Below are 12250 nucleotides of genomic sequence, written 5' to 3' on the forward strand. Positions count from 1 at the left end.
CTCTCTTATTGTTCTGAAAGGCTGCGTACAGTGACGCCGCCTTCAAGCCGTTTGAGTTGCGCGGCATCGGTGATACCGAAACCGATCTGGGTCACCGCCATGGCGGCAATCGCTGTGGCCGTGCGCAAGGTCTTCTGCGGCTCTTGACCGCTGATCAAGCCGTGCACCATGCCTGCCAGCAGCGAGTCACCCGCACCGACCGTACTGGCCACGGTGACCTTGGGCGGCAGTGAATGCAGTGCCACGCTCGGGCTGAACCAGTGCACGCCTTCGGAGCCTTGAGAGATCACCACATGCTCGATGCCCTGCGCCTGCAAACGCGCAGCCGCCTCGGCTTGTGCAGCGATGGAGATGATCGGTGCGTCGAGCGCATCAGCCAGCTCTTCGGTATTGGGTTTGATCAGCCAGGGCCCGGCCTTCAGACCGGCACGCAAGGCCAGACCACTGCTGTCCAGCGCCACTTTCAGACCGAGGTCCTTGAGCATCAGCAACAGTTTTTGCAGCCAGTCCGGCGTGACACCGCGCGGCAGACTGCCCGCCACGACCACCACGTCGAAACCCTGAGCGATCTGTTCAACGCGAGTGAACAGCGCTTGCTGCGCCTCTTCACTGACCTGTGGGCCCGGGCCGTTCAAGTCGGTGATGCGGCCACTGCCTTCGGCCAGCTTGATGTTGCTGCGCGTTTCGCCCGGCACCCGGACAAACTCGTCGACGAACTGACGGCGCTCGAACAACGCCTCGAACGCTTGCTGATTATCGACACCGAGAAAACCGGCAACGGTCAGGTCATGGCCCAGATCAGCCAGCACCTGCGCCACATTCAGGCCTTTGCCCGCGGCGTGAGTGAGCATCGCCGTGCTGCGGTTGACCTGGCCCAGCTCCAACTGCCCCAACTGCACAGTCAGGTCCAGCGCCGGGTTCATGGTCAGGGTAAGAATCTTCGCCATTACACAGCCTCCACAAGCGCGCGGACTTCAGCGGCGCTGCCCGCCGTTAGCGCATTTTGCGCCAGTTGCTGAGCGCTGCTCAGGGTCAGTTCACGTACGCAGGCCTTGACCTCGCCAATGCTGCGCGCCGAAACACTCAATTCATCCACGCCCAGACCGACCAGAATCGGCACGGCCAGCGGGTCTGCAGCCAGCTCACCGCACACGCCCACCCATTTGCCGTTGGCATGCGCAGCGCGCACGGTCATGTCGATCAGTTGCAGCACCGACGGGTGCAGGCCGTCAGCCTGGGCCGACAGCGTCGGGTGGCCGCGGTCGATGGCCATGGTGTATTGCGTCAGGTCATTGGTGCCGATGCTGAAGAAGTCCACTTCCTTCGCCAGCACCGGAGCGATCAGCGCCGCCGATGGCACCTCGATCATGATCCCCAGTTGCAGGTCGCTGACCCGAATTTCCTCGCGCAGGCGCTGGGTCATGTCCCGCGCCTGACGCCACTCTTCAAGCGTGCCAATCATCGGGAACATGATGCGCAGCGGGCCGCTGTCTGCCGAACGCAACAGGGCGCGAAGCTGGCTTTCCATGACGTCAGGGCGCTGCAGGGTAAGACGGATACCGCGGACGCCGAGGAACGGGTTTTCCTCTTTGGCGATCGGCCAGTAAGGCAGCGGCTTGTCGCCACCGACGTCCAGCGTACGCACCACCAGCGGACGCCCGCCCAGATCGGTCAGCACGCGGCGGTATTCAGCTTCCTGCGTAGCTTCATCGGGCGCCTGGGAATGCGCCATGAACAGCAGTTCGGTACGCAGCAGGCCGACGCCTTCCGCGCCCTGCTCCACGGCGGCCGGTGTGCCGGTGCTGTCGCCGATATTGGCGAAGACTTCGACAGCATGACCATCGCGCGTCACGGCGGGCTCCATGCGTGCTTCGGCTGCCGCCTTGAGACGCTGCTCACGCGCGTCACGGTCCTGAACTGCGCGCTGCAGAGTCGCCTCGTCAGGCGCGACGGTCAGCCGTCCGCGCTGGCTGTCGAGCAGCAGTACGGTGCCCGGCTTGAGCAGCAACACTTCATCACCAGCCCCTACCAGTGCAGGAATGCCCAGCGCACGCGCCACGATGGCGCTGTGCGCGGTGGCACCGCCACGTGCGGTAAGAATACCGGCGACCTGCGCCGGGTCGAGACGGGCAACGTCGGACGGGCCGACTTCGTCCATCACCAGAATGTAGGGTTCGTCCGGGGCCGCAACGGTTTCGACGCCACAGATCTGCGCCAGTACGCGGCGACCGACGTCACGCAGGTCTGCGGCGCGCTCGGCCAGCAACGCGTCCTGTAGCTGTTCCTGCTGAACGGCAGCGGTCTCGATGACCGTGGCCCACGCAGCCGCCGCGCTTTCGTCGTTATTGAGGCGCACCTCGACTTCGTTGGTCAGTTCCGGGTCTTCGAGCATCTCCTGGTGGGTGATGAAGATTTCCCGGATGGCCTTTGATTTGCTGCGCTGAATGAGATTTTCGATATCGCTGCGCACTTCGCCAATCGCCTTGTGCAAGCGCTCGCGCTCGGCAGCCACCGACTCACCCCGCTGGGGATAATCGAAGCTTTGCAGCACTTGAATATGCGCCGGCCCCATGGCAATGCCCGGTGAAGCAGAAACGGCCTGCAACACGCTGCCTGCTGGCGGAGCGCTGAGCGGTTTGGCAGCCGCCGGGGCCGGCGCTGGCGCAGCCTCGGTCTGCGAGACAGCAGGCAAGGGTTCGACTTCCTCGCCCAGACCTTGCTCAACGGCAGCGATCAGGGCTGGCAACGCGTCGTCGGCGATGCTCGGCTCGGCAATGAATTCCAGCGTCTGACCACGGCGCGCACCGAGGCTGAGCAGCTTGCTCAGGCTCTTGGCCGACACGGCGGCTTCGCCGGTTTCCAGCACACGCATGCGGATCTCGCCGTCAAACTCCTTGGCCAGCTGCGCCAGTATCTTCGCCGGGCGAGCGTGCAGGCCATGGGCGTTGGCCAGCTGAATCTGCCGGGTCGGCCACTCGGCGGGCAGTTCGCCGCCGAGCGCTTCCAGCACGGCGCGACTGTTGGTGGCGTGACCCAACTCGTGGCCACGGCCTTCGATCAGCAACAGACACAGACGCTCGAGCAGCGCCTGATGCGCCTCACCGAGGCTGGCCAGGCAGAACAGACCGGTCAGCGGCTGACCCAGGTAGCGCATGGGTTTGTCGGGGGTGACGAACGCCAGACCGGGACGCTTGACGGTTTGCTCGCTGTGCAGCCACCAGAGGCCATCACCCAGCGACAACGCCTCCACTTGCTGGAGCACGGCGGCGAAACCGTTGCTCACGCAGTCGGCCTTGCGCAACAGGCGTGCGCCGCGCCAGACCAGTTCTTCGAAATCGTCGGCCGAAACGCCGAGGCTGATCATCTGGGCGTCGAGTGCCAGTTCCTGCGGAGCGCCCTGCAATAGCTTGAGCAGGTCTTCCGGGGTCTTCGCTTCGCGCAGCGCCTGGCCGAGGTCCTCTTCACCCAGTGCGCGCGTCAGCAGTTGCAGCAAACGCAAGTGCTCGTCGGATTTGGCAGCGATACCAATCGCCAGGTAAACCATTTGTCCGTCGCCCCAGTCCACCCCTTCGGGGAACTGCATCAGACGCACACCGGTGGTGAACACCAGGTCGCGGGTTTCGGGTGTACCGTGTGGGATGGCGATGCCCTGGCCGAGAAAGGTCGAGCCTTGCTGCTCACGGTTCATCAGCCCGGTGAGGTAGCCCTCGGCAACCAGACCATCAGCGACCAGGTGGTCGGCAATCAGCTTAAGTGCGGCAGTTTTATCCACAGCCGACTGGGCCATGGATATTTGCTCCAGAGTGAGTTCGAGCATTGCCTTGACTCCTGTGCAGCGCCAAGGCGCCACCTGATTCTTGTTTTAATGACGATCACGTGATCGACAGCTTAGGGGGATGAGGGTGATATCTTTCCGAGCATCGTATCGGACATCACTTTCATCTCGATTGCAGCAGACAACAGGCGTGCTGAATCGTTTAATCTAGAATTGCCCGGCACGTTACTCGATTCTGCGGATTCATTGAAGCCCGGACGGCGCGATCACTGTGGGACAATTCCCAAAATACGTGAAGTACTTGGGAATTTCCTACGGTCTGGTGTAAAGATCAGCGCCATGAAAAAAATAACTCGATTGTCCTGAGCCGCGTACCTAATAAAAGGAAATTCCGGGGTGAAACTGAGCGATATCGCACGTCTGGCAGGTGTTTCTGTCACTACGGCCAGTTACGTGATCAATGGCAAGGCCGAAAAACAGCGCATCAGTCCGGCAACGGTCGAGCGTGTCAAAGCCGTGGTCGAGCAGCACGACTTCCGACCCAACCCGCAAGCGGCGGGCCTGCGCAGCCGTCATAGCAAGACACTGGGCTTCATCCTGCCCGACCTGGAAAACCCCAGCTATGCACGCATTGCCAAATTGCTCGAGCAAGGCGCGCGCAGCCTCGGTTATCAATTGCTGATCGCCAGCTCCGATGACGACCCCGCCAGCGAACTGCAACTGTTGCAGCTGTTCCGCGCCCGCCGTTGCGACGCGCTGCTGGTGGCCAGCTGCCTGCCGACCGGTGACGACAGTTACCGGGAATTGCAGCTCAAGGGCACGCCGATCATCGCCATCGACCGGGAAATGAATCCCGAGTTTTTCTGCTCGGTGGTCAGCGATGACCATGACGCCTGCCAGCAACTGACCCACAGCCTCCTGCAAACCCGACCGCGACATATCGCCCTGATCGGCGCACGCCCTGAACTGAGCATCAGTCGCGCGCGTGCAGCCGGCTTCGAACATGCACTCGACGGGTTTACCGGCGCCACCATCATCGAGCACGGCGAAGCGTTCAGCCGTCAGTGTGGTCAGCGTTTGATGACCGAACTGCTACAGCGCCAGGGGCATTTTCCGGACGCGTTGATCACAACGTCTTATGTGTTGCTGCAAGGCGTGTTCGATGTGCTGCAAAGTCAGGTGCTGCAATCGCCTCCACTGCATCTGGGCACCTTCGGCGATACGCAGTTGCTCGATTTTCTGCCGTTGCCCGTCAACGCCATGGCCCAGCAACACCAGTTGATCGCCGACAAGGCCCTGCAACTGGCGCTGGCCGCTATCGAGAAGGACGATTACCAGCCCGGCGTGCACGCGATTGCCAGGGCTTTCAAGCAACGTATTCACGAGGCGTGACTGTGACGCTGATCGATACCCATACCCACCTGGATTTTCCGGATTTCGATGCCGACCGCGCTCAGGTTCTGGACAACTGTCTGACGCTTGGCGTTGAGCGCATGGTGGTGCTTGGGGTGTATCAGCGTAACTGGCAGCGGCTCTGGGAACTGACCGAAGCCAACCCCGCCCTGCACGCAGCGTTCGGCATGCATCCGGTGTACATCGATGAGCACCGTACCGAACACCTGATCGAGCTGGGCAACTGGCTGACGCGCCTGAAAGGCCATCCGCAGTTATGTGCGGTGGGTGAGATCGGTCTGGATTATTACGTAGAGCGCCCGGACAAGGCGCGTCAGCAGACGCTCTTTGAAGCGCAATTGCAGCTGGCAGCGGACTTCAACCTGCCCGCCTTGCTGCACGTGCGCCGCAGCCATGCCGATGTGATCTCGACGCTCAAGCGCCACAAACCAAAACGCAGCGGCATCATTCACGCCTTTGCCGGCAGCCGCGAAGAGGCACGCGAATACATCAAACTGGGGTTCAAACTGGGTCTGGGCGGAGCGGCGACCTGGCCGCAGGCACTGCGCATGCATCGGGTCATCGCCGAACTGCCGCTGGACAGCGTGGTGCTGGAAACCGACTCACCGGACATGGCGCCCGCCATGCATCCCTACCAGCGCAACAGCCCGCAGCACTTGCCCGACATTTGCGAGGCCATCGCGGAGCTGATGAAGATCAGCCCCCAGCGACTGGCCCAAGCGAGTACGGACAACGCCTGCGAACTGTTCGACTGGCCTCGCCTGTCACACACCTGATGTCACCTGCCTGACCCGTGCGGCCAGGATCGGATCAGAGCAGAAGGGTCCACAGCGCAAACCCTGCGTACCAGACCACCGCAGCACGTACCAGCAGCTCCCAGAGCATGTCGAGGCCGGTGACGCCCTGCGCGCCCATCATCGGCGGCGGAACCTCGCTGGCGGCGCAGCCAACGCGCGTAATCAGTTGTGCAGCGCTGATGTTCCAGTTCAGCAGTTCATGCAGCATCCCCCGGGTGACCGCCACAAAATTGCCGACCAATGCGAAGCTGGCGGCGAGCAACCTGACCGGTACCCAGTCAAAGGCATGGCGCAACTGCCCTGCACGCTCGACCAGTGCTGGAGTCTTGCCGTGCTCGGCAGCAAGTGCCAATAGCCTGTAGGCCAACGCAGCCACCGGGCCGAGTACGAAGTACCAGAAAATCACGGCGAAGAAACTCTGAAACGCCTGCCAGAGCAGGTAGCCCTGCACACCCTGCAGCAATTGCTCGCTGTTGTCCGCCTGCACGCCCATGTCGCGCTCGGCCACGTGCACTGCAGCCTGCGCATCGCCGCGTCGGCAGGCATCACGAAACGGCCCGAGCACCGCGACCAGATCCACCCGGCCAAGGCTGTAGATCAACACCAGCAGGTGAATGGGCAGAACCAGCCAGCCATAGGCTACCGAGCCGATGATGGTCAGCGCCAGTTGCAGGATCAGCACGGGCACGAGCACCAGCAGCGCCAGCATCAACCAGGGACGTGTCGAGGTCCGCGGGCTGGCCTCGAGCTTTGCCAGTTCTTTCAGCCACGGCCCGTCACGCTGAACGCGCTGACGCAGGGCAGAAAACTTTTCGATAAGAACGGCCAGCAGTAGCACCAGAAAACTCATTGTTCGTCCCTCACATCAATCCAGCAAAGCCGCTCGAAACCTGGCCCAGTCAAAACAGGGCCCAGGATCAGTCTTGCGTCCCGGCGCCACGTCACTGTGACCACAGATACGCTCGGGGGTGATCGCCTCGAATGCCTGGCGCAACTGTCGCGTCAGGTCGATCAGCGCGTCGTATTGCGCATCGGTGAAAGGCTGGTCATCCGTCCCCTCCAGTTCGATGCCGACAGAAAAGTCATTACACCCTTCCCGGCCCTGAAAACAGGAAACGCCGGCGTGCCACGCACGATCAAGACAAGAGACGAACTGAATGACCTCGCCATCACGTTCAATCAGAAAATGCGCTGAAACGCGCAGATCGGCAATCCCCACAAAGTAGGGATGCTCGTCGGTGTCGAGCCGGTTCTGAAAGAAAGCCTGCACCTTGCCGGTCTTGAATTGCGCTGGCGGCAGGCTGATGTTGTGGATCACCAGCAGCGAGATTTCGCCTTCGGGTCGCGCATTGAAGTTGGGCGAGGGGCAATGCTGCACGCCGTCGCACCAGCCGCTTGCGGAGTCCAGTTGCATGAATGCTCCTTGAACGGGGGTAAATAAGTAGCGCTGATTATGCCCGTGACAGCAGCTGACGTGGGGGTTGGGGTACGGATCCGCGATGTAGGAAACACGCCGTAGATGCAGGGATCTGTGACGGAGCGTCACTGGCACGTGCCGACGCGAGGCGTCGGCACGCTGGTCAATCGGCTGCCTGACGATCAGCAGCGCAGACGAACGATAGTTTTAATCAGTCAATCAGGCACCCTTGAGGTTGCGCAGGTTGCTGATGACGGACTCCAGAGCCCGATCGAAGAGTAGCGCGTCGTCGAGAATACGCACCGCACCGCGACGAAATTCGACGGCAAGGCCGGTGCGGGTCTTTTCCAGAACCTTCATGCCGGTACGATTGACGAACACATAACGTCCGGTAGGCTCGACAATCGCGGTCAACTTGCAACGCAGCTTGTGCTCTTCATCTTCCTGAATCTCGACCCAGCAACCGACCCGCAACTTGTCGACCATCTGCAGGCCTGCATCGTCGTCGGGTAGCTGAACCACCGGTTCATTGAGCATCTGCTCTTCAGGAGTAATCAGAACGATTTCCTCGACCACCGCCATCATCGGCGGGCCTTCGACGGCCAGGCCGTCTGCCTGAACGGTATCGCCCTCGCCTTCCTGCAAGCGCGAGAAGTGCTGGAAAGCCTGGACATGCAGTGACTCCAGCTGGCTGAAGAATTCGCTGGTGGCAAACGGGTCGAACGCGGCGCTGGTCAAGCCATCACGCAGCGACTTGAGCAGTCCCGGAACCAGCTCCAGCAAGCGCTGCAGAGCCTGCGGGTCGTCGTGCAGCTCGACGCTCCAGATCAACTCGTCCATGGTCTCCAGCCCGGCCTGCCACTCGCTGGACTCTTCGCCATGCTTGAGACAGGTCAACAGCAGGACCTTGCTCCAGGCCTCCTGCAACAGCCGTACAACCACCTCGGGCAAGGTTTTGCCCAATAGGCGCTGATTCAGCTCATGCTGCACCTGCTGCCTGGCCAATTCGGCACGGGCGCGCCCTTCTTCGGCATCGCGGGTGCGCTGCTCGAGCAACTCGCTGCGGCGACGCTCGTCACTGGTGAAGGCCAGAAAATCCGCCAGCAACTCGGAAAAAATTGCCGGGTCATCGACAAAATCATTGAGCAGGCGCTGCACGATCTGCTCGACACGCTGATACAGCGAGTCGCGCTGATAGTCGTCACGACCGCCCCAGCCCAATGCGGCAGTGGCAATTTCGTTAAGCAGGCGACGGGCAGGATGACTGCCGCGGCTGAAGAAGCTTTTGTCGATGACCGCCACTTTGAGCATCGGAATCTGCAGACGCCCGATCAAAGCACGCAATGAAGGCGTCAGGTTGCGGTCATCGAGAATGAACTCGAACAGCATGGCGATCAGGTTGATGACGTCCTCGTCACCGACACCGACGATTCTGGATTTGCCGGTCTTGACGTTGACTCGCGTCAGCAGTTGTTCCAACTGATTGCGCAGGTCGAAATCGTCTGAAGTGTCCTGCGACGGCACATATTGCTGCAGGTGAGACAGCAGGCGCAGCAGGTCCCGGCTGGAAATCGGACGCACTTCGGCGTTGGGCTCATGACGCGGCGCGAGATTACCGCGCACGTGCAGAAGCAGTTCCTGCAAGGCCGAGAAGACCTCCTGCACACCCTTGTCGAGCTTGTCGGCGGCTTCGTTCAGGGCAGGGTCGGACATCTCGGAGACACGACTTCTGGGCGCCGCCCTGTCGGATGAACGACGGGCCGGCAATGCTTTCATGTTCGGTAATACACCTGTGGCAATCAGCAACTGATTGGCTTCGCTGTACAGGTCGTCCGTATTGGCCAGGACGTACTTCTCGAACAGTTTGAGAATGATCAGTTTGACCTTGATCTCGACGCCAAGGCTGCGCCCGGCGTCCAGAAAGAACCTGCACAGCATCGCCGGCCCCAGGGGGTTGGAGTCTTCGGCAATGGCTTGCGGAATGAGCACGTTCAGGCGTGCAGTGAGCTGCCCCAGAGCCAGGGCGTCACGGCTCATGACCTTGCTGACCATAGCGTCCACGGCCACGGTCTTCTCGAGATCGTCGTTGTGCACCAGCGACAGCTTGTCGAAGGACACAGGGGCCGGAAGCACAGGCTCCTGAATCTGATACTGGCCCAGGACCAGAAAGGACTCGTAGAACTTGTCGAGGAAGCCACGTTCTATGCTTTTGCGCTTGAGGCGCAGGTCACGCATGGCTTCAAAAAAGATGTTCTGCTCAGTGTTGCTGCGGGCGCGGTCAGCCATTTCGAACAGCGTATCGTCGGCGTTATCGAACAACGCCTGCAATGCATCCTTGAGCTGCTGGGCCGCCTTGTCGCGAACCTGCAACAACACAACGGGTAATCGGGCCAACGGAGTACCCGCCCCCTGCAAAGGGAACGATTTGCTCAACGGCACTACTTTTTCGTCGTTTGGCATTACACCCCCTGACAGGAAACAACCTGAACCCCATCACAAACGTGGCTTGTTACCCTCGCACTGTGAAGCGACCCCCTTGGCCTTGCACAACGTCAAACTCATGGCGTCAATTACAAGTCGGATTATCTTTCAAAACTTGTCATCAACGCCAGTGAGACTTTTCTTTCACTCTCGCGAATGAAGCGGCAAGGCATTCATGTGCAGCGATAGACCGCGATATTCGCTTTCCATCGCAAACGAATTTGCCAAACCGACCAACTGCACGTTTCCAGGGGTAACACCCTGGCATGGCGCAGGTGGGTAAGCGGGATGCGGTGCCTTATACTCGAACGACTTTGCTACTGGAGCCCGCTATGCCGAATTTACGAATTGCCGACCTGACCGCCGAGATCGAGGCCAATGTGCGTCGCGCATTGCTGGAGGATGTCGGCAGCGGCGATATCACCGCCCAATTGATTCCGGCAGAACGGCTGGCCAAGGCCACTATCATTTCCCGCGATGCAGCGGTGATCGCCGGTACTGCCTGGGTCGATGCGGTCTTCCGGCAACTGGACCCGCGCGTCGCCGTGCACTGGCAAGTGACCGATGGCGACCGTGTTAGTCCCAATCAGGCGCTGTTTCACCTTGAAGGCCCGGCCCGCTCGCTGTTGACCGGCGAACGCAGCGCGCTCAATTTCCTGCAGATGCTCTCGGGAGTGGCCACCCGGGCGCAGTACTTCGCGGACATGGTCGCGGGCACTCAGGTCAAACTGCTGGATACCCGCAAGACCCTGCCGGGCCTGCGCCTGGCGCAGAAATACGCGGTCACCTGCGGCGGCTGTCATAACCATCGCATCGGGCTCTACGACGCTTTTCTGATCAAGGAAAACCATATCGCAGCCTGTGGCGGCATCGCTCAGGCAATAGAAGCGGCGCACCGAATTGCCCCCGGCAAGCCTGTTGAAGTCGAGGTGGAAAGCCTGAGTGAGCTCAGGCAGGCGCTGGACGCAGGCGCCGACATCATCATGCTCGATGAATTGAGCCTTGATGACATGCGCGAGGCTGTGCGCCTTACCGCAGGCCGTGCCAGTCTTGAAGCCAGCGGCGGCATCAATGACGACACCCTGCGGGTGATTGCAGAAACGGGTGTCGATTACATTTCCATCGGTGCGATGACCAAGGACGTGAAAGCCGTGGACCTGTCCATGCGCCTGAGCCTCTGACGCATCGCGCACAGCCAACTGTCACTATTCGCTCGGGAGTAGACGCTTTGGAACAATGGTTTGTGATGAACGCGGGCAAGCAACTCGGCCCGATGGACGCGGATGCTGCGCGGCTGATTGCCCGTGAGTCGCCCGGCGCGTGGTGCTGGAAGCAGGGCATGCCGGACTGGCAGCCGATCTATCAGGTGCCGCAGGTGCGCGCCATGAAGAAAGACGGGGTGACGCCTTTTCCTGATCCGACGCCGGACATGATCCAGCCCAGGCCGTCCGCGCTGCCGGCGCAGGCAGCCCCGACACCCGCGCCGGCCTCTGTGCCCGCCAGACGCCCTTCGTTTACGCCCGACCCGAACGCCTCGGGCGGCTATGGCCTGGCGCAGACCACCGATGGCGTGGACTTCAAGCTGTACGGCACGGAAACCCAGTTCATCGAACTGGAGCTTGACCCTGGCGAAAGCGCCGTCGCCGAAGCCGGAGCGATGATGTACAAGACCTGCGACGTGCAGATGGAGACCATCTTCGGCGACGGCAGCAATCAATCGTCCGGGCTGCTGGGTTCGCTGTTCGGTGCAGGCAAGCGCATGCTGACCGGCGAGAGCCTGTTCACTACGGTGTTTTCGCAACAAGGTTCAGGCAAGGGCCGCGTGGCGTTTGCAGCGCCCTACCCCGGCACGATACTGCCGCTCAACCTGCGCGACTTCGGCGGCAGGCTGATCTGTCAGAAAGACAGTTTTCTGGCTGGCGCCAAGGGCGTCTCCATCGGTATCCAGTTCCAGAAGAAAATCCTCACCGGTCTGTTCGGGGGCGAAGGTTTCATCCTGCAAAAGCTGGAAGGTGACGGCTGGGTGTTCGTGCACATGGGCGGCACGGTGCGCAAGATCGAACTGGCGGCAGGCGAAGCGCTGGACGTCGACACCGGATGCCTGGCAGCCATGACCCAGACCGTCGATTACGATATCCGCACGGTCGGTGGCGGCATCAAGTCGATGCTGTTCGGCGGCGAAGGGGTTTTCTTCGCCAGACTGACCGGCCCCGGCACAGTATGGCTGCAAAGCCTGCCCTTCTCCCGACTGGCCGGGCGCATGCTGGCCGCAGGACCATCGGGTGTGGGCAGAAGCGAACGTTAACCTCAGCACTACGTTATTGGACCGAAGACTGTGCTGCGCACTTGCAACTATCGTGCGGCGCT

General features: G+C 61.3%; 9 protein-coding genes. 4 read left to right on the top strand and 5 right to left on the bottom strand.

Annotated elements, in window-relative coordinates:
* Positions 1-5 precede the first annotated feature (5 nt).
* Entirely contained in the window at positions 6-947 is a 942-nt protein-coding gene (gene pfkB, locus BLR16_RS24700) for a 1-phosphofructokinase (protein ID WP_074809164.1), read from the bottom strand.
* Positions 947-3817 (bottom strand): phosphoenolpyruvate--protein phosphotransferase, encoded by a 2871-nt coding sequence (gene ptsP, locus BLR16_RS24705; protein ID WP_074809162.1) that lies wholly within the window; start codon positions 3815-3817, stop codon positions 947-949. The genes pfkB and ptsP overlap by 1 nt, the downstream gene beginning before the upstream one ends.
* Before the next feature lie 354 nt (positions 3818-4171).
* On the opposite strand from ptsP, the gene cra reads away from it, so the two are divergent.
* Together cra and BLR16_RS24715 are read left to right on the top strand one after the other, a co-directional pair.
* The gene (cra, locus tag BLR16_RS24710; RefSeq protein WP_003371318.1) at positions 4172-5167 is read left to right on the top strand and encodes a catabolite repressor/activator; all 996 of its coding nucleotides are present in this window, start codon (positions 4172-4174) and stop codon (positions 5165-5167) included.
* Entirely contained in the window at positions 5164-5964 is an 801-nt protein-coding gene (locus BLR16_RS24715) for a TatD family hydrolase (protein ID WP_161437952.1), read from the top strand. Before cra ends, BLR16_RS24715 begins: the two co-directional genes overlap by 4 nt.
* Positions 5965-5998: 34 nt before the next feature.
* Here BLR16_RS24715 and ampE read toward each other — a convergent pair whose 3' ends face one another.
* The 3 genes from ampE to BLR16_RS24730 form a co-directional block, all read right to left on the bottom strand.
* Positions 5999-6835, bottom strand: coding sequence for a regulatory signaling modulator protein AmpE (gene ampE, locus BLR16_RS24720; RefSeq protein ID WP_092194500.1), 837 nt, complete (start codon positions 6833-6835; stop codon positions 5999-6001).
* Positions 6836-6850: 15 nt separating this feature from the next.
* Entirely contained in the window at positions 6851-7399 is a 549-nt protein-coding gene (gene ampD / locus BLR16_RS24725; RefSeq protein ID WP_072367067.1) for a 1,6-anhydro-N-acetylmuramyl-L-alanine amidase AmpD, read from the bottom strand.
* Positions 7400-7621: 222 nt separating this feature from the next.
* Positions 7622-9862 (bottom strand): DUF1631 domain-containing protein, encoded by a 2241-nt coding sequence (locus BLR16_RS24730; protein WP_044310143.1) that lies wholly within the window; start codon positions 9860-9862, stop codon positions 7622-7624.
* A gap of 353 nt (positions 9863-10215) precedes the next feature.
* Here BLR16_RS24730 and nadC point away from each other — a divergent pair, with 353 nt between their 5' ends.
* A complete protein-coding gene (gene nadC / locus BLR16_RS24735) occupies positions 10216-11064 on the top strand; it encodes a carboxylating nicotinate-nucleotide diphosphorylase (protein ID WP_044310142.1) in 849 nt (282 codons plus the stop codon).
* Positions 11065-11111: 47 nt separating this feature from the next.
* Complete coding sequence (locus BLR16_RS24740) at positions 11112-12188, top strand: TIGR00266 family protein (RefSeq protein ID WP_003430709.1); 1077 nt, start codon at positions 11112-11114, stop codon at positions 12186-12188.
* Positions 12189-12250: the final 62 nt, after the last annotated feature.

Origin of the sequence: Pseudomonas sp. BS3767, assembly GCF_900099665.1 — a bacterium.
Lineage (GTDB): Bacteria > Pseudomonadota > Gammaproteobacteria > Pseudomonadales > Pseudomonadaceae > Aquipseudomonas > Aquipseudomonas cerasi.

Coding starts and splice junctions, on each gene's coding strand:
- pfkB (WP_074809164.1), bottom strand. CDS start 947: ATGGCGAAGATTCTTACCCTGACCATGAACCCGGCGCTGGACCTGACT.
- ptsP (WP_074809162.1), bottom strand. CDS start 3,817: ATGCTCGAACTCACTCTGGAGCAAATATCCATGGCCCAGTCGGCTGTG.
- ampE (WP_092194500.1), bottom strand. CDS start 6,835: ATGAGTTTTCTGGTGCTACTGCTGGCCGTTCTTATCGAAAAGTTTTCT.
- ampD (WP_072367067.1), bottom strand. CDS start 7,399: ATGCAACTGGACTCCGCAAGCGGCTGGTGCGACGGCGTGCAGCATTGC.
- BLR16_RS24730 (WP_044310143.1), bottom strand. CDS start 9,862: ATGCCAAACGACGAAAAAGTAGTGCCGTTGAGCAAATCGTTCCCTTTG.
- nadC (WP_044310142.1), top strand. CDS start 10,216: ATGCCGAATTTACGAATTGCCGACCTGACCGCCGAGATCGAGGCCAAT.